Here is a 24,815-nt window from a genome sequence, read left to right on the forward strand (position 1 = left end):
AAACTTACACCTTTATCTACCAATATAGAACATGATTAAAAGATTGAATAAACTCAGCATTCAACTGAACGAATTCAATTTCTTGTTCGGTTTTTTGTACAAGAGGATGCTGCTGATTTTTACATTCAATCAGAATAGGGCTCAAGTCATAGAACTCAAAACTTTCGACCATATTTGAGGCCACTTTGAAAGCCTGACGAAACTGATCAAAGCTTAAATCATTTTGCAAAAGACTAAGAGCAGCATCTTTCAATAATACTTTGACTGGTGAGCCAAAGGTTGCTAAAACCATAGTAGCGGAAAGGCTTTCATTGATTTGAAGACTGGTTAAATTGGCTTGACTTAAAATGATGAGTACAGATTTCACACAATATACCTTTTAAAAGCAACAATCTAAGCAAACAAAGTAACTTAAAATTGAATAAGACGAGATGCTGACTGTACTGCATCAGCAAGTTCACCTAACCCGACAAGTTCAAAGTCTTTGGCAAGGTTGTGATGAGTAAGGTGATGGCGACTGGCATTTTCTGCATCTGTAATACCACGAGCGAGGGCAGCACTCACACAAACAGGAAGACGAATCGCAAGCTTTTGCCATTCATGCGTTAAATTACGCTGGTCGTCAGGAACCCATTGAAAATCATTAGCAACCTGCACGCCATCTTGGTAAAAGAATACACGGAAGTCTTCATTTTTACTTTTGAGTGCCTGAGCAAGTCCTAACGCATGCCAAGCATGAATGGAAGTAGGAGCAGAGGTAATTAGTAGTAATGTACTCATTGAGAATTCACTATGGTCATACGTCTAAATGGGCGTAGATACATTAAGAGAAAGGTAAGTATACAATGATTTTAGTGACAGGTGGTTTAGGCTTTATCGGTTCACACATTGCGTTGAGTCTAATGGCTCAAGGGCAAGAGGTGGTAATCGTCGATAATTTGGCTAATTCAACCTTGCAAACTTTGGAGCGGCTAGAGTTTATTTCTGGTATGTACGTTCCATTTGTCAAACTTGATGTACGCAATACACCAGCGCTGAATAAGGTGTTTGAGCAATATTCAATTGATGCAGTTATTCATACTGCCGGATTCAAATCAATTGAAGAATCTAACCTTAAACCTCTTGAATATTATAATGATAATGTTAGTTGTATCATGAGCTTGCTTCGTGCCATGCAACGTACGGGTGTTCGTCACTTTATTCATCTGTCTAGCCTTGCAGCTTATGGGAAATCTGGCTTGCAATTGAGTGAAACAGAAGAATTTAATTATGCTTATCCTAATCCCTACATTAAGTCTCAACAGATGATTGAAGAAATTATCCGTGATACTTATAAAATTGACCATGAGTGGAAAATTGCGATTCTACGATTGTCTAATATTGTGGGTGCATTTGAACATGGGGTACTCGGAGAGTATGTCGCTCAGCTTCCTAAAAATATTGTTCCGCTTACGATGCAAGTCGCAGCAATGCAGCGTGATTTAATTGAATTACAAGATCAAGCTGAAACGTCAGATCATACGACTGAACGTAGTTTTTTACATGTTTTAGATTTATGTGAAGCCGTCATTGCGAGCTTACATTGGCTGCGTGAACAAACGCATTGTTGTGAAGCATTTAATATTGCACATGACCAAGTTCATTCAATTCGTCAATTACTCGATGAAATTTCACAAGTTACTAAAGCTGAAGTTCCTACACAATCAGCAATTTATAAACATGTCGAGTTAGATCAAGTTGGTGCTAATATTGAGAAAGCAAAAACCTTATTGCAATGGACACCGAAGCGCCCATTAAAACAAATGATCGAAGATGAATGGCGCTTCTATCAAAATACTTTAAATGGAAGATAAGATAATGATTCTTATTTACAATGCTGGTATGCTTGAGTACGATATTCAAAATTAACTAGCCAGAGCAAACACTTGCTTCAGCCCGTGAGTTCTTTATTGAGATAACCGAGGTTTCTATGCAAACACGAATTGAACATGACACTATGGGTGAGATTGAAGTTCCAAATGAAGCATTGTGGGGGGCACAGACTCAACGCAGCTTACAGAACTTTAAAATCGGGCAGGAACGATTACCCCGTGCCATGATTCGAGCGATGGGTTTGGTAAAAAAGGCTGCTGCAATAACCAATGCTGAACTTGAACAACTACCACAAGATTTGAGTCAATATATTGTGGGTGCTGCTGAAGAGGTAATTGATGGCAAGTGGGATTCCCAATTTCCTTTAGTTGTCTGGCAAACAGGTTCTGGTACGCAAAGTAACATGAACTGTAACGAAGTGATTGCCAATATTGCAAACCAGAAATTAGGGCAAGCCTTAGGTGCTCAAAAGCCAGTACATCCAAACGATCATGTCAATCGTGCTCAATCAACAAATGACTCATTTCCAACGGCCATTCACGTGGCAGCAAGTTTACAAATTAACGAGTTGCTCATTCCTGCTGTAGAGCAGCTTAAAGCGACTTTGCAAAAAAAGTCAGATGAGTTTCAGGATATTGTTAAAATTGGCCGGACCCATTTGCAAGATGCTACTCCATTAACCTTAGGTCAAGAATTTAGTGGTTACGTATCACAGCTTGAGCATGGATTGGTTCGACTACAACAAGCTTTGAGTGGCTTATATGAGTTGCCATTAGGCGGCACAGCGGTAGGTACAGGATTAAATGCACATCCTGACTATGCAGTAAAAGCTGCAGCTCAGCTTGCATTACTTACAGGTTTGCCTTTTGTAACTGCGCCTAATAAATTTGAAGCTCTAGCAGGACGGGACGCCGCTGTTTTTGCATCAGGTGCATTAAAAACTTTGGCTGTAAGCTTAAACAAAATCGCGAATGATATCCGTTGGCTGGCAAGTGGACCGCGTTGTGGTTTTGGTGAAATCCGTATTCCAGAAAATGAGCCTGGTTCAAGCATTATGCCGGGGAAAGTAAACCCCACACAAAGTGAAGCAATGACCATGGTTGTTGCACAAGTGCTTGGAAATGATACGACCATTAACATAGCAGGTGCTTCAGGTAACTTCGAATTAAACGTCTTTATGCCAGTGATTGCTTATAACTTATTGCAATCTATTCAGTTACTTGGTGATGCATGTAATAGCTTTAATGATCACTGCGCGGTGGGAATTGAGCCTAATCGCGATAAGATTGATCACTTCTTGCATAATTCTCTGATGCTAGTTACAGCTTTAAATCCGGTAATCGGCTATGAAAATTCTGCAAAAGTTGCAAAGACTGCTTATAAAGAAAATAAAACTTTGAAGCAGGTAGCTGTTGAGCTTGGTTTAGTTACAGCGGAACAATTTGACGAAGTAGTTAAACCTGAAAAAATGGTTTCGCCAAATAGTAAGTAATTACTAAAAACAATGTAAGCGTTAATATTTATATAAAAGCCCTCATCTGAGGGCTTTTATAGGTAGAGACTAACTTATAGCTTGAGATAGGAAAATATCAAAGTAAGCCGTCTATGTATTCCCAACCATGAGATTTCATAGTCTCAAACTTCTTTTTTAGCTCTTCTTTTTCGTAGTTATGAGGATCGCCTGCTAAAAGAACATGATACGAGTTAGATTCTGGTTCTATAGTCACTTCAATAATTTCTACTGGTTGGATCACTCCACTCTCAGTTAGACCAGAGTCTATAAAACACATTCCTTTTACAGGAATAATAGTACAAGCATATTCCTTAGAAATAAAATAATTATTTGCTGAAGCGGAATACGTACGTGATGCTCTAACTTTCATGTGTACCTCCTTCAAGCATAAAAAGGGAATGTTTTAGTCTGGCGTGCTTCCACAGTTATTTCTGTTTAATTTATATAGTGATTTTATTTTTTACTTCAATATTCTAATTATAGATTTTTTATTAGCATAAAATGCTGTTAGTTATAGTTCTCAAGTAAGGTATTAAAAAACTTATGAATCAAAAGCCAATTTCAGTTGTTTTAATTCCTGGTTATATGCTTGATGAATCTCTCTGGAATGAACTCATAGATGAAATGCCTAAAGAGTGGAATATATATAGAGCTACTTTAAAACAAGGGCAAACAATCAAAGAAATTGCTCAAAATATTGTTGAACATGCGCCACAAAGCTTTGTATTAATTGGATTTTCACTTGGAGGATACATTGCGAGATCTATAGTGGAGCAATTTCCTGAAAAAGTTAAGGCGCTTATTTTAATAGCATCTTCATTACGTTCAGATACAGAAGAGCAGAAAAATCAAAAGTTAACGGCGATTAAGCTTAACTCGGGGAAAAATTTCCATGGACTAAGTTCAATATCGATTGAAAAAACACTACATCCATCGAATGTTCAGAATCGTGCTCTCGTAAAAAGAATCCAAGAGATGGGCGGGACTCTAGGTTATGAAGAGTTCGTTAAACAATCTATGTTAGATAGAAGTTCTTATGATATGAGTAAGATCACATGCCCAACTTTAATTATTTCTGGTGCAGAGGACCAGCTGCGTTCTAAGGAAGAAGCCATAGAATTATTAGATCAGTTGCCACATGCGAAACTCGAGATAATTAAAAATACGGGCCATATGATTCCGATTGAACAGCCGAAAGCATTAGTTTCAGTGATTTTAACTTGGTTAAGTACTTATCTTTCATGAGGGCCTAACTTTCGTTTTCTTCGTCAGAATCTTGATAATCTTGAAAACTTGATTGCCAAGTTTGATTTTTTGATGAACAGTTGCATGATCAAGCTGATCCCATAACTCAAATGGAAAAAACTCTGAACTATGATCAAATATCCATAAACATTGGTAGCTATTGTTAAGCGTATTCTTATCAAAACGAACATCTTGAACTTTAATAATCTTAAACTGTTTATGATGTTCGTCTTGAAGAATAACTTCATGATTCTCCATTAGACATCCATACATTAAAGATAATTTTCAATTGTACTAAAATTAATAGTGTCTAATTAACTTGTTAGGTTGGCATTAATTTACAAAAGATTTCGGGTTGTTAAAGTTTGTCATTTTCAAAAAGAAAATAATCTTTACTTTTGAAATACAAGGTTTTAAATAGGTTACATTGTAAGAAGAGGGGGTAAATGTCAGAATGGACATTAAAATCTATCTTCGAGTATCGCTATGAGTTTAATAGGCTTTATGTATGCAAGTAAAACCAATAGTGAACATAGTCAAATAAAACAAGATTTAATTGATATTCTCACCGAAGCTGTCAAATTCAATTCACATAATGATATTACAGGAGTGCTTTACTATGGTAATGGATACTTCTTGCAGTATTTGGAAGGTGAGAAAGAACAGGTCGAATCGCTATTTTATAAATTAATTTTGAAAGATTCGAGACATCAGAACTGTGAAATCATCTTTTCAGAACCATCCGAACAACGGCTATTTAAACATTGGAGTATGAAATTTGCTCCCATTAACACGAAAATAAAAGAGTTCTTTCATCATCATCATGTTGATGAATTTAATCCTTATCTGCTTAACACTACATCTATTCCGACTTTTATTGAACTGCTTGTAGATCAGCCAAATTATAAAGTTGATCAATATCAAGGTTAATCGAAACCAAGAATTACAACGGATTTTTGATGTTCTATTTAAAGTTAAGCTCTCTTCGGAGAGCTTTTTATCACAAAGGCTGAAACTTTCACTAATTAATGGCGAATTGGCGTTGAATAAGCCGTCATAATTGTTAAAATGCCCACCTTGTCCTGTTTTTATATTGTTTTTTGTTTTGCATTTATTTCGCAAAGTTAGAGATAAAATTATTAAAAACAGCTGCTTAGTTAAGGATTTTTGAATGCTCTCTATTTATTTGACAGATACCCAACAACATGTGCAATTTAATGATTACCCTAGTGATCAGCCAGTTAAGTTTCTGTTAAATCTTAAAAAGATTTTCCCAAGTACAGCGGATTTATTATTACCAGTTTTACCTGAAGATAATGATCTAGAAAACGTAACGTGGGAATCAACCTCAAAAGATTTTGAAGTTTTTAAAAAACTATTAGCGGGATGGGGTGTTATTGAGCTTCGTTTAAATGCAATTACTGCTTATAAAGATAAAAACTTTGCAAATGAGCTAGTGAAACAAGCACAGGTAAAACGTAAGAAAACAGCGCAAAAAAATCATCAGCTTTCTTTAGTTGCTCTAGATTATATTTTTATGCACGAAGTTCATGCATTGATTGATGCTGAATTGGTCACTATTGGTGAGAAATTCTACTTACCAACCTTGCGTGAGCAATGGAAGGGTACGGTTTCAGACCAAGTGCTTAACGGTAAACTCTAATTTAAGTGTAAAAGGTGGATTTATAAAAATTCACTTTTTTTATTTTCTAATTAAATCAGTATTTTATAATTTTAAGATTGCTTATACAAAAGTTTACAAGAAAAGAATGCGTTTTTTTCAATGTGGCAGATACATTGCTTATATAAATACAAAATTATTGCGGGAGAGAGGTTCATTAAGAACCCGCCGAAGGAGCAACAAGCCCGGAAACTCTCAGGCAAAAGGACTGTAATAATTAAAAAATCTGGAGAGAAGCTTAGATTTATAAGAATGGAAAACAATAACTTATAAATTATAAACTCACCGAAGGGGAAGATCTAAACGTTAAAAGGTAACGTTGGGGTCGAAACTCTCAGGTACCAATGACAGATGGGCTGTACTGATGAAATGTTTTTGCATTTCTGAGGAGTCTGTTATGCCACATGTTATTGTGATAGGTGCGGGAATCACAGGGGTTACCTCTGCTTATGAATTATCGCAACTGGGTTATCAAGTCACAGTGATTGATCGACATTTATATCCTGCAATGGAAACATCATTTGCCAATGGAGGGCAATTATCGGCTTGTAACGCCGAAGTATGGAACCAAAAAGCCACCGTGATTAAAGGCTTTAAATGGATGAGACAAAAAGATGCTCCTCTATTGTTGAACCCTTCATTTAGTTTGCATAAGTATAGTTGGCTAGTTGAATTTCTCTCACATATTAAAAACTATGAAGCGAATACGATTGAGACGGTGCGTTTGGCATTGCTCGCTCGTAAACGTTTGTTTGAAGTTGCTGAAAAAGAGCAGCTTGAGTTTGATTTGGAGAAACGTGGAATCCTCCATATGTATCATAGTAAGGCTGACTACGAGATTGCTAAACAAGTTAATAACGTATTGAACAAAGGTACATTGGAACGTTATTCGGTTTCACCTGATGAAATGAAAACAATAGAGCCATCTTTGACAGGTGACTATTTCGGTGGCTATTACACACCAAGTGATGCGACGGGTGATATTCATAAATATTCAACCTCTTTGGCTGAGAAGACTAAAGAATATGGCGTTCAATATAAGTTCGGCCTAGAAGTTATGGATATTAAGTGCAGCGCAGACAAAGTAGTCGTAACTTGTCAGCCAAGTGCGGAACATCCTTATCTGGTTGAGTCCGATAACATTCAGCTTGAAGGTGATGTACTTGTGGTTTGCGGTGGTGTAGGGAGTTATCAACTTGCCGATATGATTGGTGAACGAGTCAATGTGTATCCAGTAAAAGGTTATTCAATTACCGTGCAATTAAAAGATGAGCACAGTGTAAACAATGCTCCTTGGGTAAGCTTGCTAGATGAAAGTGCAAAAATTGTGACTTCTCGTTTAGGTAAAGATCGACTGCGTGTGGCAGGGACTGCTGAGTTTAATGGCTATAACCGTGACATACGGGCTGATCGTATTCAACCATTAGTGAATTGGGTTAATCGTAACTTTGATATTTCAACTGAGCATGTGGTGCCTTGGGCAGGGTTAAGACCAATGATGCCGAATATGCTGCCTGTTGTTAAGCAATCTAAACAACCTCGTGTTTTTTATAATACAGGGCATGGGCATTTAGGTTGGACTTTGTCTGCGGCAACTGCAGTTTTAGTCGGTCAGGATATTGCGCAAAAATATCCAGCGTAGAAAGTAAAAAGCCAGTGTTCAAATACTGGCTTTTATTTTAAGCGTTAGTCATATAAACGGTAGATTCCGCTAAAACGTTCACAGCCTTTTTGCTGGGTTTTCACATTAAGTAAAGCTTTTTGAAAATTAAACTGATATTTACAGTTGTGCTCATTGTCTAAAATTTCACTTTTTTGTTCAGGTGAACTATAGGCCATCAATGAGATCGTTTGAGTTTCTTTGCGGTTATTTGGATTGCGGTATGCTATCCCTTCAATCTTAATTTTATCTTTCGCGAGCTGATGGACTTGAATGTGTACAGGCTGAGTTGCTATATGTCCATTTTCAAACTTAAGATAATGCTGGGTAAGCGTTTGCTTAAGTGAAGCATAAAAATTTAAGTCATCAGTACGTAAATCAAACTGTTGTTGAATACATGTATTACTCTTGCATTGCTGAGTATGTTTAGACCATAACTTTTGTGTATCCTGTAAAAGCTGTAAGGGGGCATCAGTAACTAAATATGCAGAAAGATATTTATTATTGAGTTCTTTTCTTGATTCACTAAATGTTTTTGAACAGATTTTGAGCTCAGCTCCAGTATTGGGGCAGTCTATTGATTCTGCAAAGACAAGAGGTGAACATAAACAACTCAGTGTCACGACAAAACTTAATCTTTTCAATTGATTCATATCAGTATTAGACAGCATGATCGCTTATACTTTCAGTCTACTTTGCTAGGTGTACTATAGCGAAACAGAACGGCTGAATACAAGATTTCTTAAGTTTTTATGGAAGGTAATAATTTATATGGTTGCTCAGATTCGTATTGGACAAGGAATGGATGTACATGCCTTTGAAGAGGGGAACTTCGTTACATTGGCGGGTATACAAATTCCACATACACATGGTTTGAAAGCGCACTCTGACGGTGACGTTGTACTTCATGCGCTATGTGATGCTTTATTAGGTGCTTTAGCGCTTGGAGATATTGGACAACATTTTCCTGATACTGACCCAGAATACAAAGGCGCAGATAGCCGAGTATTGTTAAAGCATGTTTATCAATTAATCTTAGACCGTGGTTATCAGTTAAATAATGCCGATATTACGGTGGCTTGCGAGCGTCCAAAATTAGCTAAGTATAATCTGGAAATGCGTCAAAGCGTTGCTGACGTTCTAAATGTAGATATTAATCAAATTAGTATTAAAGCAACGACAACCGAAAAACTCGGGTTTACCGGTCGTCAAGAAGGAATTTTGGCTACAGCGACGGTTTTAATTTCTCATCACACCAAGTGATCTGCCTGTTGTAAAGACTGTTGAAGTTCTAAAGTTGCCTTACGGCCTTGTAGCTGTAAGGTAATACTATGAATGAGTCCAGTCCAAGTCTCATTAGGTTCCCAAATTTCGTGCAATAAATCCTGAGAAGTCGGCATATCCATATTCATATAAAACTGTCTATAGACATACATAAGGCAACTTACGCGTTTATTTTTGGCACAATGTATCCAAACAATTTCATTTCGCACTAAATGATCAATCAAATCTAAAACTAATAAGCACTGCTCAGCAGAAGGCATCTCCCAATCAATTGGAATATGAATATAATTTAAACCTAGGTCTAAACAAATGCGGTCTTCATTTTCAAGATGATTTGAAGCATTAGTTAAAGCAAGGTTAATGACTGTGCTACAACCAAACTCTTTAATCAATTTTAGTTGTTCAGCAGAAGGCTGGGCCGAGCTAAATAAATGTTCATGAATAATAGAAAATGTGGGAATTTGAGATAATGATTGTTCAAGGGTTGTCATGATCGCACTCTACAAGAGTAGGCTTAGCTTATTGTGTAGAATGTTATACACGATTCTAGAGAATAGTTGAAATACAGCCTGCTTATATATTCGGCAACGTTATCAAATTTTTAAAAATAATTAACTGGAAGAGTACAAGTCTTATAAAATAAAAAACAGCATCATTAAGATGCTGTTTTTTTTAACTCAAAATTTAAGCTTTTTTTAGATTTTCATTCAATAAAAATTCGACTAAAGCTTTTTGAGCATGGAGACGGTTTTCTGCTTCATCCCATACGACTGCATTTTTATAATCGAGCATGGTTTCAGAAATTTCTTCGCCGCGATGAGCAGGTAAGCAGTGCATGAATAAACAATCTGGGTGAGCAAGGCTCATTAATTTTTCGTTAACCTGAAAATCAGCAAAGGCTTTTTCACGAAGTTTTTGCTCTTCTTCTTGGCCCATACTTGCCCACACATCAGTCACAATAAGGTCAGCATTTACTGCGGCATCTTCCGCATTATCATAAAGCTCAACGCAATGACCAAACTCGGCTAAAAATTCAGGTTTAGGTTCATATCCTTTTGGCGATGCAATTTTGAGTTTGAAACCCATCATGTGTGCAGCTTCAATATATGAATTACACATATTATTACCATCACCAATCCAAGCAACGGTTTTGCCTTCAATGCTGCCGCGGTGTTCAATATAAGTTTGTAAGTCAGCAAGTAACTGGCATGGATGATGATCATCAGTTAAGCCGTTAATTACAGGAACTTTTGAATAAGATGCAAAACGTTCAACAATGTCATGACCAAAGGTACGAATCATCACAATATCAAGCATACTTGAAATTACACGTGCTGAGTCTTCGATTGGTTCACCACGGCCTAATTGTGTGTCACGAGGCGATAGAAAAATCGCACTACCGCCAAATTGATTAATACCTGCTTCAAAAGAGATACGTGTACGCGTACTTGATTTCTCAAAAATCATTCCCAATACTTTACCGACAAAAGGCTGGTAGACCTTATTGTCATGTTGCATTTTTTTAAGTTCGCTTGCGCGTTCTAAAATGCGATTAAGTTCTAGAGTGGATAGATCACGTAAAGTCAGGAAATGTCTTAGAGCCATGTAGCTACTCCATAATAATTGTTTTGAAATACAACAATTATCTGTTGTTGGCTGGGTGGATGTGGGAAAAAAGAAGTCTACTATACTATAAGCATTTTAAAATGCAAAAGAATTAGACTTTATGATGGCCTTTTAAGAAAATATCTACACAATATTCAATATAATCAAAAGCTTCTTTCTCATCTGGAAGAGCTGGCATACCCATAATCATACGCCATTCAATATCTCGTAAAATCCCAAAATACATGAGTGAAGAATAATACGGAGAATTACAGGTAATTTCGCCTGATTTATCCGCAAACTCTAATGCTTGAGTAAGTGTATTTTGTAAATTATGTACCCATTTGTCATATAAGTATTGTATGAGGACAGTGTTACATTCGGTCTGTTCAATAATAAGTCTTAAAAATGCAACATGTTCGGGCTGAATAATATGAATATATACACGATTAAGTGTTTGAATCAGATATTCTCTTAAAGTGCTTTTCTCTGGTTGGAATGGAATGCAAATATCTTTAAAAAACATTTCGCGTTTATGATCACATATAGCCGTAAAAAGTCCTTCTTTATTGCCAAAATATTTATAAATAGAAGCCTTAGAGCCACCTGCATGATTAACAATATCATCGAGAGATACAGCATCATATCCTTTCTCTAGGAACAGCTCGGTCGCGCTTAACAATAGAGCTAAACGACGTTCAATACCGCGGCGTGTTTGAGGTTTCTCACATGCAAGGTGATGTGAATCTAGGACTGAATCATGCATAAAATTTAATAACAACAACTGACTTTGCTTATCTAGTATAGCAAAACTATCTTTAGTGATGGTCATAACCATTTTTTTAGATCATATGCTGAACAGTAAGTGGCTAATTCAAAAAATAAACTAATAGAAAATATAAGCTTAGTGTTGGTTGTAGAAGAGTTTAATGATGTAACCTCATGTTTACATTATATTTTAATGAAAAATCTGATTGAAAAAAAGCGGCTAAGTATGACTTAACCGCTCTCAAGTTAAATAATGAGATTTCTAGGCTTCAGTTTGAGTAACCTTGTGCTCATCTTCTTCGTCATCATCTGCAGAATCCATTCCAAGTTCTTTTAACTTGCGTGTTAAGGTATTGCGACCCCAACCCAATAATTCTGCTGCATGACGTTTGCGTCCACGTGTTTGTTGCAAGGCTGCGTTAATCAACGTGCGTTCAAACATTGGTGTGGCAATATCCAAAATTTTCATTTCACCATTTTTAAGCTTTTGAATAGCCCATTGATTTAGTAGTTCATCCCAATGGTGTAGAGAAATACGCTCAAATGAAGGTGTGGGTTGTCCAGAATCACTATTCTTTTGCAATGGAACTTGTTTGAGCTCAGAAGGTAAATCTTCTGGATAAACTTCGCGGCCAGTAATCATTACGGTTAACCAGCGGCATGTATTTTCCAGTTGGCGAACATTACCGGGCCATGGTAACTGTTGCATGTAGTCCGTTGTTTCAGTACGTAAGATTTTTGGACTTACACCAAGCTCTTTGCCTGCACGAGCAAGAAAATGTTGCGCAAGCATTGGGATATCTTCACTACGGTGAGCAAGTTTAGGAATGTGAATACGAATAACATTTAAGCGGTGATATAAGTCTTCACGGAAGCGGCCTTCGTTTACCAGCTTTTCTAAATCCTGATGTGTAGCCGCTACAATTCGAACATCTACTTTAACGGGAATATGTCCGCCTACACGATAGAACTCCCCGTCAGCGAGTACGCGAAGCAATCGAGTCTGAGTTTCAAATGGCATATCACCAATTTCATCAAGGAACAATGTTCCGCCATTTGCCTGTTCAAAGCGTCCTTGATGCTGAGTATTCGCCCCTGTGAAAGCGCCTTTTTCATGACCAAACAACTCGGTTTCAATCAAGTCTTTTGGTATCGCAGCCATATTTAAGGCGATAAAAGGCTTGGCACGGCGTGGGGAGTGCTTGTGTAAAGCATGAGCAACTAATTCTTTACCCGTACCCGATTCACCATTAATTAAAACAGTAATATGAGATTGAGATAAACGACCGATAGCACGGAAAACCTCCTGCATTGCCGGAGATTCACCAATAATTTCTGTTGATTGAAGAGGTGAGGCTGTTTTTGTAGCTTCTTGCTGTTGTAGTTTATTAATATGCAGGATCGCGCGATTGACTAAAGCTAAAGCTTCATCAATATCAAAAGGTTTTGGTAAATACTCAAATGCACCTGTTTGATAGCTTGATACAGCAGACTCTAAGTCAGAATGTGCTGTCATAATAATGACAGGTAAATCTGGATGAGTGTTTTTGACTTTAGATAAAAAAGTTAAACCATCAATTCCAGGCATGCGGATGTCAGTTAAGATGACATCGGGAGCATCATGGTGCAAACGTTCAAGCGCAGTTTGAGCTTCTTCAAAATTGGTAACATCAAAACCCTCTTCTTTAAAGGTCTTTTCCAATACCCATCGCATGGCGCGATCATCATCAATAACCCATATTTTATTTCGCGACACGGTCTGACTCCCAAGGTAAATATAAGCTAAAAATTGTTTTTCCAGGAACAGATTGGCATTCAATCATTCCGTTATGTTGATGCATAATATTCTGTGCAATACTCAGGCCAAGCCCAGTCCCTTTTGCTCGTCCAGTAACCAATGGATAGAATACTGACTCCAAAATACTTTCAGGAATGCCTGGTCCATTGTCCTCTATGTCGACTCGCACTGTAGATCGATTTAGTACACCGTTAATTGTGACAAGACGTTGTATACGTGTACGTAGAATTAACTCCGGTTCGTGATCTATAAAAAATGCTTTGTTTTCTGTTATGGCTTGAATTGCATTTACACTAATGTTGAGCATGACTTGTATTAACTGATCACGATCAGCATTAACATCGGGTAAAGACAAATCATAATCCCGTATAATTTTAATTTTCTTCTTTGTCTGGTTGGCGATAAGTGAACGCACTCGCTCCAAAGGCTCGTGTACGTTAACATTTTCATAACTTGGGAGTTGTCTAGAACCCAACATGGTATCTGCCAAGTTAGTTAAACGATCTACTTCATTAATAATGACATCTGTAAATTCAGCATAACTCTTATCGTTTAAACTGCGAGCGAGTAATTGAGTTGCACCACGAATACCTGCAAGTGGGTTTTTAATTTCGTGCGCAACGCCACGTACAAGCTGCCTAGCGACCTGATGTTGTTGTACCAGATTTTCTTCTTTAGAAATCTTTAACATACGATCAATCGGGTTGAGCTCAATCAAGAGTAATGGGTGATAACTTTTACCTGCATTTAATTGAGACACTGTGTAATCAACATGAAGGTCTTTAAAGTTGACATTAATAACCGCTTCTCGACGAGTATAAGGTTGACCCGTTTTAATAGTGTTTAATAACGCTTCATGTGTATTAAAAGTATCATCTGGTGCATGAAGTAAGTTCAAAACCGGCTGTCCTGAAGCTCGAAGCAAACTAATGTCAAATAGTGCTTCGCAGGCAGAATTTAAGTAAAAAATATTCAAGTTACTATCGATCAATAAAATCGCAGTAGTTAAGTTGTCTACCAATAGGCGATAGTCGATAGGGTTGTGTTGATCCATTAGCGAATCGTTCCTGTCTTAAAATAGCGCAATGGCATCTTCATTGGTTATCGGATTTTCACCGTTATAGAACATGAACGATGCAAAATATACGCCAACTTTGTTTATGGGTTATTTTAAAGTTTTAAAGTATTTTAAAAACGCGCTGAAATCGGTCTTTATATCGGTTGATCAAAACTGATGGCTTGAATATAGATAATAACATGATCCAACTTGGTGCAAAGGTGAGTTTTGGTGCAAATGTTGGTCGTATTTTGGTGCATTACACAAAGAGTAGGCTTTCCACCTATGCTTGAGACAAGAAAAGACATACAATACGCGCATTCAAGTGGAGCGCAGATTCATGAAGACCCCCAAAGTCGGTTTTGTTTCTTTAGGTTGTCCTAAGGCATTGGTAGATTCTGAACGAATTTTAACTCAGTTAAAGACTGAAGGTTATCAAGTTGCATCAGATTATGATGGTGCTGATTTAGTTGTTGTTAATACCTGTGGTTTTATCGAATCTGCGGTACAAGAGTCGCTAGATGCAATTGGCGAGGCCATGAGTGAAAATGGTCGAGTAATCGTTACTGGATGCTTAGGTAAAGACGAAGACAAAATTCGTCAAATGCATCCAAACGTTTTAAAGGTTACTGGTGCAGCAGCTTATCAAGATGTAATGGAAGCTGTACATGAATATGTACCAGCACCACCTAAACACAACCCGTTTGTTGATTTGGTTCCTGAACAAGGAATTCGCTTAACACCAAAACATTATGCCTATTTAAAAATATCTGAAGGATGTAACCATCGTTGTACCTTCTGTATTATCCCAAGTATGCGTGGCGATCTAGTATCGCGTCCAGTTGGAAGTGTACTGGAAGAAGCTGCTGCGCTTAAAAGAGCAGGTGTTAAAGAAATTTTGGTTATTTCGCAAGATACATCAGCTTATGGTGTAGATACCAAGTACAAACTTGATTTCTGGAATGGCCAGCCTGTTAAAACAAAATTCTTTGATATGTGTGAAGCACTAGGCCAACTTGGTATCTGGGTGCGCTTACATTATGTTTACCCATACCCACATGTTGATGCGGTTATTGACTTAATGGCACAAGGTAAAATCCTGCCATATCTTGATATTCCATTCCAACATGCAAGCCCGCGTATTCTTAAGTTAATGAAGCGTCCGGCTCACAGTGAAAATACACTCGAAAAAATTAAATTGTGGCGTGAAAAATGCCCGGATCTTGTGATTCGTTCTACATTTGTAGTGGGTTTCCCAGGCGAAACTGAAGAAGATTTTCAAATATTGCTCGATTGGTTAGTTGAAGCTGAACTTGATCGTGTTGGCTGCTTTACCTACTCACCAGTAGAAGGCGCTACGGCAAATGATTTACCAGATCATGTGCCTGAAGAAATTAAGCAAGAGCGTTACGAGCGCTTTATGCAAGTGCAGCAACAAATTTCTGCTGCTAAGTTACAAAAACGTATTGGTCAAACGATGACTGTATTAGTCGATAGTTTGGAAGATGAATATCCTGTTGCTGTTGCACGTTCTTATGCCGATGCTCCGGAAATTGACGGTAATGTCTTTGTAGAAGATATCGATAAGAGCACTATTCAACCAGGCGATATGTTGGAAGTCGAAATCACCGATGCGGATGAGTACGACTTATTTGCAAAGTTAATTAAAATTAAGTCGGTTTAATCGATAACGATTCAAAAAAGCATTCAGTTTAAGAGGTTTTGGAGCAAACTCATGGCGGAAACAATTAGCCCCCGTTATTCACGCATTTTATTAAAACTATCTGGTGAAGCATTATCAGGAAACAAAGACATGGGTATTGATGCCCAAGTTCTTGACCAAATGTCCCTTTCAATTGCTCACTTAGTTGGCTTGGGTGTGCAAGTGGGTATCGTTGTTGGTGGCGGTAACTTGTATCGTGGTAGTCAGTTGCAAAAAGATGGCTTGGTTGGTCGTGTAACAGGCGATCAAATGGGTATGCTTGCAACTGTAATGAACGGTTTGGCTATGCGTGATGCATTAGTTCGCCGTAACATCAGAACTCGCCTTATGTCTGCATTACCAATTGGTACTGTAGTAGAGTCTTATTCAAGTCGTGATGCGATTCGTCACTTGAGTCAGGGTGAAGTTTGTGTTTTTGTTGCTGGTACTGGAAATCCATTCTTTACGACTGATACGGCAGCTTGCTTACGCGGAATTGAAATTGAAGCAAATTTAATTCTAAAAGCGACCAAAGTTGATGGCGTATATAATAAAGATCCAAGTAAATACGAAGATGCAGTTAAATATGATCATTTAACCTTTGATCAGGTATTGGACGAAAAACTTGGTGTTATGGATTTGACAGCTATTTGTTTATGTCGTGACCATAATGTGCCATTACAAGTTTTTGATATGAATAAATCAGGCGCGCTATTGTCAGTAGTCATGGGCGAAAAAGAAGGTACACGCGTTACTAAATAATGTACGTGTTGATGAAAGCTCTTTATACTAGCGCTAAATTAAATTTGTTAAAACATCCTTGAATAAATAAGTAAGGTAGATCATATGATTAACGATCTGAAAAAAGACAGCGAACAGCGTATGTTGAAAACTCTTGAGTCTTTGGAACTCGGGTTTGCTAAAGTTCGTACCGGCCGTGCACACCCATCAATCTTAAATGGGGTAATGGTTCCTTACTACGGTTCTGATGTGCCTTTAAATCAAGTGGCAAACGTTGGTGTTGAAGATTCTCGTACACTTCTTGTTCAGCCATTTGAACGTACAATGGTTTCAGCTATTGATAAGGCAATTCGTGAGAGTGATCTTGGTTTAAACCCGATTACAGCGGATGCAATTCGTGTACCTTTACCTGCATTAACTGAAGAAACACGTCGTGATATGCAAAAAATTGCGCGTAGCGAAGCTGAAAATGCAAAAGTTGCAATTCGTAATATTCGTCGTGATGTATTAGGTGATATCAAAGCATTATTAAAAGAGAAAGAAATCTCTGAAGATGATGAGCGCCGTGCAGGTGATGATATCCAGAAAATCACTGACAAATATGTTGCAGAAGTAGACAAGCGTCTTGCAGCGAAAGAAGCAGAATTGATGAAGGTCTAAATTTTATGACCGATTCAGAAGAGTATCATCTTCCTAAGCATGTTGCCATCATCATGGATGGCAACAACCGCTTTGCAAAAAAAAATCAAATGCAAAAAGGTGATGGACATCGAGAGGGTAAAAATGTTCTTGATCCTATCGTTGAACATTGTAAAAAAACAGGTATTCGTGCTTTAACGGTTTTTGCATTTTCAAGCGAAAACTGGAATCGACCACAATTTGAAGTCGATCTGCTTATGAAGCTTCTTGAAGAAACTATTCATGAGCAAATACCTCGCATGAAGAAATTTAATATTGCTTTGCGTTTCATAGGTGATCGTTCCAGATTACCGTCACACCTAGTTGCCTTAATGGAAGATGCAGAGCAACAGACAGCACACCATAACACTATGACCTTAACTATTGCTGTGAGCTATGGTGGGATGTGGGATATTGCAAATGCAGCAAAACAAGTTGCTGAAGCGGTTTCCCGTGGTGAATTTGGTGCTGATCAAATAAATGTTGATTTGTTCGAAAAATATGTCAGTCTAAACGATCTGCCAGCTGTGGACTTATTGATCCGTACAGGTGGAGATTATCGCATATCTAATTTCTTGTTATGGCAAGCAGCATATGCGGAGCTGTATTTTACTGATACTTTATGGCCAGAATTTACAGTACAAGAATTCGATCATGCATTGAATGTTTTTTCAGGGCGTGAACGTCGTTTTGGCAAAACATCTGAACAAATTCAGCAAGAGAAAATAGAGAACTTATAATGTTAGAGCGGATTGTTACCGCATTGGTACTTGTCGCAGTTGTTTTAGGCTGTATGTTTGCTACGCAATCACATTATCCAATGTTGGTTCTTATGATTGTAGCAGCAGGGGTAGCGGGGTATGAATGGTATAAATTAATGCCCCATGAAACTGTAAATGCTGTAAAGCCAAAAGCCTGGTGCTACGGTCTGCTTGTTGCATTCGTTTCAGGCGTTGCTCTATTTTTCCATGATATTGCATTACTTTTGTGGTCAGCTTCAATTTTGACTTGGCTTGTAAGCGTTTATTGGGTCAAATCTTTTCCTGAATTTGATGGGTGGTATAACGCTACTCTATATGTAATTGGCATTATTTTAGTTTGTGCTGCGGTAACTTCAATTTTTGTTGTCTGGCAAAGTTCGCCTTGGTGGTTAATGTATCTGTTCTTGCTTGTGTGGGGTGCAGATAGTGGTGCTTACTTTGTTGGCCGTAAATTTGGTAAAAGAAAACTAGCGCCAACCGTAAGTCCGAACAAATCAGTAGAAGGTTTATATGGTGGTGTTATCACGACCATACTGGTAATGTTGGTTGTGCAATATCAGTATTTAAATTTAACTTTAATTCAGCAAATCCTGTTTCTTATCTTGTCACTGATTACAGTATTCGGTTCAGTTTTAGGTGATTTATTTGAGTCGATGATTAAACGTCGTGCTGGTATTAAAGATTCTGGACGTGTACTACCTGGTCATGGTGGTGTTTTAGATCGTATTGATTCTTTACTTGCTGCAGCCCCGATCTTTGCAACGGGAATGTATATATTAAAACTTATTGGTGTAGATTTATAAATGACACAATCTGTTTGCATATTGGGTGTAACCGGTTCCATTGGGCAAAGTACCTTAAAAATTTTAAATCAACATCCTGATAAGTATTCAGTATTTGCAATTTCAGCTCATAGTCGAATTTCTGAATTGGTTAATATATGTAAACAATTTCAACCAAAAGTTGTAGTTGTTCCAAAGCAAAAAGTTGACGAATTAGCAGTTTTATTTGTAAAGAATGAATTACAAGATATTGAAATTTTGACTGATCAGGAAGGGCTAGTAAGTATCGCATCTCATCCAGATGTTGATGTAGTTATGGCTGCAATTGTTGGAGCAGCTGGTTTATTACCAACATTAGCGGCTGTAAAAGCTGGTAAACGCGTATTGCTTGCTAATAAAGAAGCTTTGGTCATGTCTGGTGAAATCATGATGCAAGCAGCACGTGATCATCAGGCATTATTATTACCGGTAGATTCAGAACACAACGCTATTTTTCAATCATTACCTCATAATTATTTAGAGGCTGAAAGAAATGGACAACCGCAACAGGGTGTATCAAGAATCTTATTGACCGCTTCAGGTGGACCATTTTTAAACCATTCGTTAGAGCAATTAGAAAAAGTTACTCCTGCCCAGGCTTGTAAGCATCCCAACTGGTCTATGGGGCAGAAAATATCAGTTGACTCAGCTACTCTTATGAATAAAGGGTTGGAGTTAATTGAGGCATGTCATTTGTTTTCAATATCTGAACATTTTGTTACAGTTGTTGTCCACCCACAAAGTATTATTCATTCTATGGTGCAATATGTTGATGGTTCAACATTAGCGCAAATGGGTAATCCAGATATGTGTACTCCGATTGCTCATGCATTAGCATGGCCAGAACGTTTACAGACTAATGTTCCTGCTTTAGATTTATTTGAGTATTCTCAGCTTAATTTTCAAGCACCGGATATCCAGAAATTTCCTGCACTTGACTTGGCGCGTCAGGCAATGCGTGTAGGAGGGTTGGCACCAACTATTTTAAATGCTGCAAATGAGATTGCTGTTGCTGCATTTTTAAAGGAACAGATTGGATTTACAAATATCCCACAAGTGGTAGAGCATACTTTGCAAAAATTGGAAAACTCAGTTGCTGATAGTATCGAGTCTATTTTAAATAAAGATAAAGTAGCACGACATGTAGCACAGCAGTATATATCAAGTATAGGAGGCTGAAATGAGTGCATTATTTATGATTGCAGCAGCAGCTCTCTTGCTCGGTCCATTAATTGCAATTCATGAGTTCGGTCATTATTGGGTGGCACGAAAACTTGGTGTTAAAGTTTTAGTCTATTCCATCGGTTTTGGTCCGACATTACTTAAATGGACATCAAAAAAATCTGGAATTAAGTACCAACTTTCAGCTTTGCCTCTAGGTGGTTATGTAAAAATGCTCGATGAGCGCGAAGGTAATGTTGCAGAGCAAGATTTACCTTATGCATTTAACCGTCAAAAACCATGGAAGCGTATAGCAATTGTTGCGGCTGGACCTTTAATTAATTTGATTTTTGCTGTTTTACTTTTCTGGATTTTATTTTTACCTGCACAAGAACAATTAAATACAAGAGTAGGTAAAGTTATACCCAACTCGCTGGCTGCAACAGCTCAACTACAAGTAGGCGACAAAATTATTGCTGTTGACGGAAAGGAAACGCAAACTTGGGAAAAACTTAACTTTGCTTTGATTGACCGTGTGGGTGAAACCGGTAGCCTAAATCTTGATGTAGATCGTGCAGGTACTGAGAAAAATATTGTTTTACCAATTAAAGATTTTTTAAAAAACCAAAATGAATCAGCTTTAGATGTATTAGGTTTTTTACCTTATCGTCCCGTTATTCCTGCTATTGTAACGGAGTTGACTGCAGATGGGGCAGCAATTCGTCAAGGAATGAAAGTCGGTGATCGTATTGTATCCATTAATGGTCAAGCAATGAAAGACTGGTTTGATGTTGTGGAAGTTGTGCAACATTCACCAGAAAAATTGCTCAGTATTGATGTGTTGCGTAATGGTCAACTCGTTCATTTGAAAGTCATGCCTCAAGGAAAGCGTGACAATATGGGGCAAGTGAGCGGTGTCTTAGGCGTAAAAAGTGATGCAGGAAAAATTACAATTCCTGACGAATATAAGCAAACAATTCAATATACTCCAATACAAGCTTTCCAGATGTCGCTAGATAAGACTGGCCAAATCTCTAGCATGATATTGAATTCGATAGTAAAAATGGTTAAGGGTTTAATTGGCTTAGAGAATCTTTCTGGACCAATTACAATCGCGAAAGTAGCGGGACAAAGTGCAGAAATGGGATGGCAGACTTTTATCTCATTTATGGCTTTAATGAGTGTAAGTCTTGGAATTTTAAATTTATTGCCAATTCCAATGCTTGATGGTGGACACCTCGTTTATTACATTATTGAAGCTATTCGTGGGAAGCCTGTTTCTGAACAAATACAAATGTTTGGTCTAAAAATTGGTATGGTACTGCTCGGTAGTATGATGCTTTTAGCTTTATTTAACGATTTTATGCGTTTGTAAACGTATATGGATTTATAACTTACTGGAAAAACTGGCATGCGGCACACACATTTTTTAATGCCTTTGGCACTTGTTAGCGCTATGGCAGCGGTACAACAAGCATATGCAGCTGATGATTTCGTTGTTCGAGATATTCGTATAGATGGTTTGGTCCGTCTTACTCCTGCAAATGTTTCTACCATGTTGCCAATCAACAGTGGCGATCGCGTTAATGAACCGATGATCGCAGAAGCAATTCGAACATTGTATGCCACTGGACTTTTTGACGATATTAAAGCATCAAGAGATAACGATACTTTAGTTTTCAATGTCGTAGAGCGCCCAATTATTTCAAAACTTGAATTTAAGGGTAACAAACTTATTCCTAAAGAGGCTTTAGAGCAAGGCCTCAAAAAAATGGGAATTGCTGAAGGCGAAGTTTTTAAGAAGTCAGCTTTACAAACAATTGAAACTGAATTAGAGCAGCAATATACTCAACAAGGCCGTTATGATGCTGATGTAACTGTTGATACTATAGCTCGTCCAAATAATCGTGTTGAACTTAAATTAAATTTTAATGAAGGTACGGCAGCTAAAGTTTTTAATATCAATATTATTGGTAATACTGTTTTTAAAGACAGTGAAATTAAACAAGCTTTCGCAGTTAAGGAAAGTGGTTGGGCTTCAGTTGTAACTCGTAATGACCGTTATGCTAGAGAGAAAATGGCAGCGAGCCTTGAAGCTTTGCGTGCGATGTATCTGAATAAGGGTTATATCAATTTTCATATCAATAACTCACAGCTCAATATTAGTGAAGATAAAAAGAATATCTTTATTGAAGTTGCTGTAGAGGAAGGTAGTCAGTTCAAATTTGGTCAAACCAAATTTTTAGGTGACGCACTTTATAAACCTGAAGAGCTGCAAGCTTTAAAAATCTATAAAGATGGCGATACTTATTCTCAAGAAAAAGTAAATGCTGTTAAGCAATTGTTATTGCGTAAATATGGTAATGCAGGTTATTACTTTGCAGATGTAAATGTCGTTCCGCAAATTAATAATGAAACGGGTGTTGTTGACTTAAACTATTATGTAAACCCAGGTCAGCAAGTAACCGTACGTCGTATTAACTTTACAGGTAATAGTAAAACTGCCGATGAAGTATTGCGTCGTGAAATGCGTCAAATGGAAGGTGCTTTAGCGAGTAATGAAAAAATTGATTTATCTAAGGTTCGTTTAGAGCGTACAGGATTCTTCAAAACAGTTGATATTAAACCGGCTCGTATTCCAAACTCACCAGATCAGGTGGATTTAAACGTAAATGTTGAAGAACAACACTCGGGAACTACAACACTAGCGGTAGGTTACTCACAAAGTGGTGGTATTACATTCCAGGCAGGTTTAAGTCAAACCAACTTTATGGGAACAGGTAATCGTGTTTCGATCGATTTATCTCGTTCTGAAACTCAAGACTACTATAACTTAAGTGTTACCGACCCTTACTTCACTATTGATGGGGTAAGCCGTGGTTATAACGTTTACTATCGTAAAACAAAGCTAAATGATGACTATAACGTTAATAACTATGTTACCGATAGTTTTGGTGGCAGTTTAAGTTTTGGTTATCCAATTGATGAAAACCAAAGCCTAAGTGCTTCTTTAGGTATTGATAATACTAAAGTAACGACTGGTCCTTATGTCTCTACTTATGTACGAGACTACTTGTTAAAAAATGGTGGGAAAACCACTTCTACAAGTACCTATTGTCTTGTTGATCTTGTTCAAGATAAAGAAACAGGACTGTATAATTGCCCACCAGACAAAGTATCAGATCCTTATGGAAGTGCATTTGAAGGGGAATTTTTCACTTATAATCTGAATTTAGGTTGGTCATATAACACACTAAACCGTCCAATTTTCCCAACTTCAGGTATGTCTCATCGAGTAGGGCTTGAAATTGGTTTACCGGGTAGTGATGTCGATTACCAAAAAGTAACTTATGATACACAAGCATTCTTACCAATCGGTAATTCAGGCTTTGTATTACGTGGTTATGGTAAGCTTGGCTATGGTAATGATTTGCCATTCTATAAAAACTTCTATGCGGGTGGTTATGGTTCTGTTCGTGGTTATGACAACAGTACCTTGGGCCCGAAATATTCAAGCGTGAATTTACAAGAAGAAGGTAAAAATGACTCTTCTCCAGAAGAAGTTGGTGGTAATGCTTTAGTTCAGTTTGGTACAGAGCTTGCTTTACCATTGCCATTCAAAGGAGATTGGACTCGCCAAGTACGACCAGTTCTTTTTGCTGAAGGTGGTCAAGTATTTGATACTAAATGTGATGTTGGCTCTTATTCTATGATGATGAATGGCCAAGAAATTCCAAATGCTAAAAAATACTGTGAAGATAACTACGGTTTTGATTTAGGCAATATGCGTTATAGCGTAGGTGTAGGCTTCACATGGATCACTATGATTGGACCATTATCTCTTAGCTATGCATTCCCGTTAAATGACAAGCCTGGTGACGAAACTAAAGAGATTCAGTTTGAAATCGGTCGTACTTTCTAAGTACGACTTGACTAAACAATGAAATAAGGACACAAATTTAAATGAAAAAATTAAATATATTAATGTTAGGGTTAGGCCTTACAGTTTCTGCTATGACTAATGCAGCTGGTTATGGCGTTATTGATCTTGCTAAAGTTGTTGAAAGTAGTACTTATTTAAAACAACAAAATGCAAGTTTAAATCAATCTGTTAAACCAACAACAACTCGTCTTGAGCAGTTGGGTAAAGAGTTAGAAGGTCTTCAACGTCAAGCCCAAACCCAAGGGCAAAAAATGAAAGAAGATGATATTAAAAAGCTTCAGACTCAATATCAGTCAAAATTAAATGAATTTAATTCAACTCAACAAGGTCTGCAGTCTAAAGTTCAAACTAGTTTGCAAGGAATGAACTCAACTTTTGAGACTCGTGTGAAGCAAGCAGCTGAACAATTACGAAAAGAAAATAATCTTGACTTCATTTTGAATAAAAATTCGACCGTTGCCTATGACGCTAAATATGATTTAACTGATAAAATGATACAAAAGGTTAATTCAATGAAATAAATTA

26 protein-coding genes and 1 riboswitch are annotated in these 24,815 nt (G+C 37.5%); of the genes, 16 read left to right on the forward strand and 10 right to left on the reverse strand.

From position 1 onward, the window contains the following. Positions 1-16: 16 nt before the first annotated feature. Both RMB06_RS10820 and tusD read right to left on the reverse strand, forming a co-directional pair. Complete coding sequence (locus RMB06_RS10820; protein WP_311079453.1) at positions 17-367, reverse strand: hypothetical protein; 351 nt, start codon at positions 365-367, stop codon at positions 17-19. A gap of 44 nt (positions 368-411) precedes the next feature. Next, the gene (gene tusD, locus RMB06_RS10825; protein WP_002115623.1) at positions 412-780 is read right to left on the reverse strand and encodes a sulfurtransferase complex subunit TusD; all 369 of its coding nucleotides are present in this window, start codon (positions 778-780) and stop codon (positions 412-414) included. Positions 781-845: 65 nt separating this feature from the next. Here tusD and galE point away from each other — a divergent pair, with 65 nt between their 5' ends. Both galE and fumC read left to right on the forward strand, forming a co-directional pair. Further along, the gene (gene galE, locus RMB06_RS10830) at positions 846-1,853 is read left to right on the forward strand and encodes a UDP-glucose 4-epimerase GalE (protein WP_206258321.1); all 1,008 of its coding nucleotides are present in this window, start codon (positions 846-848) and stop codon (positions 1,851-1,853) included. 116 nt (positions 1,854-1,969) lie between these two features. After that, the gene (gene fumC / locus RMB06_RS10835; RefSeq protein ID WP_206258322.1) at positions 1,970-3,364 is read left to right on the forward strand and encodes a class II fumarate hydratase; all 1,395 of its coding nucleotides are present in this window, start codon (positions 1,970-1,972) and stop codon (positions 3,362-3,364) included. 97 nt (positions 3,365-3,461) lie between these two features. On the opposite strand, the gene RMB06_RS10840 is transcribed toward fumC, so the two are convergent. Beyond that, on the reverse strand, positions 3,462-3,755 hold the full coding sequence (locus RMB06_RS10840) for a hypothetical protein (protein WP_206258324.1): 294 nt from the start codon (positions 3,753-3,755) through the stop codon (positions 3,462-3,464). Between the two features lie 173 nt (positions 3,756-3,928). Here RMB06_RS10840 and RMB06_RS10845 point away from each other — a divergent pair, with 173 nt between their 5' ends. Continuing rightward, a complete protein-coding gene (locus RMB06_RS10845) occupies positions 3,929-4,630 on the forward strand; it encodes an alpha/beta fold hydrolase (protein ID WP_206258325.1) in 702 nt (233 codons plus the stop codon). On the opposite strand, the gene RMB06_RS10850 is transcribed toward RMB06_RS10845, so the two are convergent. After that, positions 4,625-4,888: a hypothetical protein gene (locus tag RMB06_RS10850; protein ID WP_311079454.1), complete on the reverse strand. Its 264-nt coding sequence runs from the start codon at positions 4,886-4,888 to the stop codon at positions 4,625-4,627. The genes RMB06_RS10845 and RMB06_RS10850 overlap by 6 nt on opposite strands. A gap of 228 nt (positions 4,889-5,116) precedes the next feature. On the opposite strand from RMB06_RS10850, the gene RMB06_RS10855 reads away from it, so the two are divergent. The 3 genes from RMB06_RS10855 (at position 5,117) to RMB06_RS10865 (ending at position 7,953) form a co-directional block, all read left to right on the forward strand. Further along, positions 5,117-5,560, forward strand: a complete 444-nt coding sequence (locus RMB06_RS10855) for a BLUF domain-containing protein (protein WP_017398952.1) — start codon at positions 5,117-5,119, stop codon at positions 5,558-5,560. 241 nt (positions 5,561-5,801) lie between these two features. Beyond that, positions 5,802-6,293, forward strand: coding sequence for a hypothetical protein (locus RMB06_RS10860; RefSeq protein ID WP_002115670.1), 492 nt, complete (start codon positions 5,802-5,804; stop codon positions 6,291-6,293). A gap of 150 nt (positions 6,294-6,443) precedes the next feature. Continuing rightward, positions 6,444-6,532, forward strand: a riboswitch (glycine riboswitch). Between the two features lie 176 nt (positions 6,533-6,708). Beyond that, positions 6,709-7,953 carry a D-amino acid dehydrogenase gene (locus tag RMB06_RS10865; RefSeq protein ID WP_044102144.1) on the forward strand — a complete coding sequence of 415 codons (1,245 nt, stop codon included), beginning with the start codon at positions 6,709-6,711 and terminating at the stop codon, positions 7,951-7,953. Positions 7,954-7,997: 44 nt separating this feature from the next. Here the strand turns inward: RMB06_RS10865 and RMB06_RS10870 are convergent, their stop codons facing one another. Continuing rightward, positions 7,998-8,642, reverse strand: coding sequence for a hypothetical protein (locus RMB06_RS10870; protein WP_032036531.1), 645 nt, complete (start codon positions 8,640-8,642; stop codon positions 7,998-8,000). Positions 8,643-8,742: 100 nt separating this feature from the next. Between RMB06_RS10870 and ispF the strand changes: the two genes are divergently transcribed. Continuing rightward, the gene (gene ispF / locus RMB06_RS10875; protein ID WP_174724445.1) at positions 8,743-9,234 is read left to right on the forward strand and encodes a 2-C-methyl-D-erythritol 2,4-cyclodiphosphate synthase; all 492 of its coding nucleotides are present in this window, start codon (positions 8,743-8,745) and stop codon (positions 9,232-9,234) included. Here ispF and RMB06_RS10880 read toward each other — a convergent pair. From RMB06_RS10880 to glnL, 5 genes are all read right to left on the reverse strand, one after another. Beyond that, on the reverse strand, positions 9,222-9,746 hold the full coding sequence (locus tag RMB06_RS10880) for a protein tyrosine phosphatase family protein (protein ID WP_174724443.1): 525 nt from the start codon (positions 9,744-9,746) through the stop codon (positions 9,222-9,224). The two genes, ispF and RMB06_RS10880, sit on opposite strands and share 13 nt — an antisense overlap. Before the next feature lie 193 nt (positions 9,747-9,939). Then, positions 9,940-10,860: an ornithine carbamoyltransferase gene (gene argF, locus RMB06_RS10885; RefSeq protein WP_005068890.1), complete on the reverse strand. Its 921-nt coding sequence runs from the start codon at positions 10,858-10,860 to the stop codon at positions 9,940-9,942. Between the two features lie 112 nt (positions 10,861-10,972). Then, positions 10,973-11,626, reverse strand: coding sequence for a TetR/AcrR family transcriptional regulator (locus RMB06_RS10890; protein ID WP_005803466.1), 654 nt, complete (start codon positions 11,624-11,626; stop codon positions 10,973-10,975). Positions 11,627-11,890: 264 nt separating this feature from the next. Further along, entirely contained in the window at positions 11,891-13,384 is a 1,494-nt protein-coding gene (glnG, locus tag RMB06_RS10895; protein ID WP_199112756.1) for a nitrogen regulation protein NR(I), read from the reverse strand. Next, positions 13,371-14,480: a nitrogen regulation protein NR(II) gene (gene glnL / locus RMB06_RS10900; protein ID WP_002115631.1), complete on the reverse strand. Its 1,110-nt coding sequence runs from the start codon at positions 14,478-14,480 to the stop codon at positions 13,371-13,373. The genes glnG and glnL overlap by 14 nt, the downstream gene beginning before the upstream one ends. A gap of 343 nt (positions 14,481-14,823) precedes the next feature. On the opposite strand from glnL, the gene rimO reads away from it, so the two are divergent. From rimO to RMB06_RS10950, 9 genes are all read left to right on the forward strand, one after another. Next, on the forward strand, positions 14,824-16,167 hold the full coding sequence (gene rimO / locus RMB06_RS10910) for a 30S ribosomal protein S12 methylthiotransferase RimO (protein WP_002115588.1): 1,344 nt from the start codon (positions 14,824-14,826) through the stop codon (positions 16,165-16,167). Between the two features lie 51 nt (positions 16,168-16,218). After that, on the forward strand, positions 16,219-16,947 hold the full coding sequence (gene pyrH / locus RMB06_RS10915; RefSeq protein WP_000852257.1) for a UMP kinase: 729 nt from the start codon (positions 16,219-16,221) through the stop codon (positions 16,945-16,947). Between the two features lie 84 nt (positions 16,948-17,031). Next, a complete protein-coding gene (gene frr, locus RMB06_RS10920) occupies positions 17,032-17,586 on the forward strand; it encodes a ribosome recycling factor (protein ID WP_002115638.1) in 555 nt (184 codons plus the stop codon). 5 nt (positions 17,587-17,591) lie between these two features. After that, positions 17,592-18,344, forward strand: a complete 753-nt coding sequence (gene uppS / locus RMB06_RS10925) for a polyprenyl diphosphate synthase (protein WP_002115643.1) — start codon at positions 17,592-17,594, stop codon at positions 18,342-18,344. Continuing rightward, positions 18,344-19,168 (forward strand): phosphatidate cytidylyltransferase, encoded by an 825-nt coding sequence (locus tag RMB06_RS10930; protein ID WP_014206990.1) that lies wholly within the window; start codon positions 18,344-18,346, stop codon positions 19,166-19,168. Before uppS ends, RMB06_RS10930 begins: the two co-directional genes overlap by 1 nt. Beyond that, a complete protein-coding gene (ispC, locus tag RMB06_RS10935; RefSeq protein WP_311079458.1) occupies positions 19,169-20,365 on the forward strand; it encodes a 1-deoxy-D-xylulose-5-phosphate reductoisomerase in 1,197 nt (398 codons plus the stop codon). Position 20,366: 1 nt separating this feature from the next. Next, on the forward strand, positions 20,367-21,722 hold the full coding sequence (rseP, locus tag RMB06_RS10940; RefSeq protein ID WP_311079459.1) for an RIP metalloprotease RseP: 1,356 nt from the start codon (positions 20,367-20,369) through the stop codon (positions 21,720-21,722). 36 nt (positions 21,723-21,758) lie between these two features. After that, the gene (gene bamA / locus RMB06_RS10945) at positions 21,759-24,269 is read left to right on the forward strand and encodes an outer membrane protein assembly factor BamA (protein WP_311079460.1); all 2,511 of its coding nucleotides are present in this window, start codon (positions 21,759-21,761) and stop codon (positions 24,267-24,269) included. 41 nt (positions 24,270-24,310) lie between these two features. After that, complete coding sequence (locus tag RMB06_RS10950; RefSeq protein WP_016145644.1) at positions 24,311-24,811, forward strand: OmpH family outer membrane protein; 501 nt, start codon at positions 24,311-24,313, stop codon at positions 24,809-24,811. Positions 24,812-24,815: the final 4 nt, after the last annotated feature.

The organism is Acinetobacter sp. V104_13 (assembly GCF_031798995.1).
GTDB lineage: Bacteria > Pseudomonadota > Gammaproteobacteria > Pseudomonadales > Moraxellaceae > Acinetobacter > Acinetobacter pittii.

Excerpts from the sequence above, each read along its gene's own strand:
- argF (WP_005068890.1), bottom strand. The coding sequence starts at position 10,860 with ATGGCTCTAAGACATTTCCTGACTTTACGTGATCTATCCACTCTAGAA.
- bamA (WP_311079460.1), top strand. The coding sequence starts at position 21,759 with ATGCGGCACACACATTTTTTAATGCCTTTGGCACTTGTTAGCGCTATG.
- RMB06_RS10950 (WP_016145644.1), top strand. The coding sequence starts at position 24,311 with ATGAAAAAATTAAATATATTAATGTTAGGGTTAGGCCTTACAGTTTCT.
- galE (WP_206258321.1), top strand. The coding sequence starts at position 846 with ATGATTTTAGTGACAGGTGGTTTAGGCTTTATCGGTTCACACATTGCG.
- rimO (WP_002115588.1), top strand. The coding sequence starts at position 14,824 with ATGAAGACCCCCAAAGTCGGTTTTGTTTCTTTAGGTTGTCCTAAGGCA.
- ispF (WP_174724445.1), top strand. The coding sequence starts at position 8,743 with ATGGTTGCTCAGATTCGTATTGGACAAGGAATGGATGTACATGCCTTT.
- tusD (WP_002115623.1), bottom strand. The coding sequence starts at position 780 with ATGAGTACATTACTACTAATTACCTCTGCTCCTACTTCCATTCATGCT.
- fumC (WP_206258322.1), top strand. The coding sequence starts at position 1,970 with ATGCAAACACGAATTGAACATGACACTATGGGTGAGATTGAAGTTCCA.
- RMB06_RS10870 (WP_032036531.1), bottom strand. The coding sequence starts at position 8,642 with ATGCTGTCTAATACTGATATGAATCAATTGAAAAGATTAAGTTTTGTC.
- RMB06_RS10880 (WP_174724443.1), bottom strand. The coding sequence starts at position 9,746 with ATGACAACCCTTGAACAATCATTATCTCAAATTCCCACATTTTCTATT.
- uppS (WP_002115643.1), top strand. The coding sequence starts at position 17,592 with ATGACCGATTCAGAAGAGTATCATCTTCCTAAGCATGTTGCCATCATC.
- RMB06_RS10850 (WP_311079454.1), bottom strand. The coding sequence starts at position 4,888 with ATGGAGAATCATGAAGTTATTCTTCAAGACGAACATCATAAACAGTTT.
- rseP (WP_311079459.1), top strand. The coding sequence starts at position 20,367 with ATGAGTGCATTATTTATGATTGCAGCAGCAGCTCTCTTGCTCGGTCCA.
- RMB06_RS10890 (WP_005803466.1), bottom strand. The coding sequence starts at position 11,626 with ATGCATGATTCAGTCCTAGATTCACATCACCTTGCATGTGAGAAACCT.
- RMB06_RS10855 (WP_017398952.1), top strand. The coding sequence starts at position 5,117 with ATGAGTTTAATAGGCTTTATGTATGCAAGTAAAACCAATAGTGAACAT.
- RMB06_RS10845 (WP_206258325.1), top strand. The coding sequence starts at position 3,929 with ATGAATCAAAAGCCAATTTCAGTTGTTTTAATTCCTGGTTATATGCTT.
- ispC (WP_311079458.1), top strand. The coding sequence starts at position 19,169 with ATGACACAATCTGTTTGCATATTGGGTGTAACCGGTTCCATTGGGCAA.
- RMB06_RS10865 (WP_044102144.1), top strand. The coding sequence starts at position 6,709 with ATGCCACATGTTATTGTGATAGGTGCGGGAATCACAGGGGTTACCTCT.
- frr (WP_002115638.1), top strand. The coding sequence starts at position 17,032 with ATGATTAACGATCTGAAAAAAGACAGCGAACAGCGTATGTTGAAAACT.
- pyrH (WP_000852257.1), top strand. The coding sequence starts at position 16,219 with ATGGCGGAAACAATTAGCCCCCGTTATTCACGCATTTTATTAAAACTA.
- RMB06_RS10930 (WP_014206990.1), top strand. The coding sequence starts at position 18,344 with ATGTTAGAGCGGATTGTTACCGCATTGGTACTTGTCGCAGTTGTTTTA.
- glnL (WP_002115631.1), bottom strand. The coding sequence starts at position 14,480 with ATGGATCAACACAACCCTATCGACTATCGCCTATTGGTAGACAACTTA.
- RMB06_RS10840 (WP_206258324.1), bottom strand. The coding sequence starts at position 3,755 with ATGAAAGTTAGAGCATCACGTACGTATTCCGCTTCAGCAAATAATTAT.
- RMB06_RS10860 (WP_002115670.1), top strand. The coding sequence starts at position 5,802 with ATGCTCTCTATTTATTTGACAGATACCCAACAACATGTGCAATTTAAT.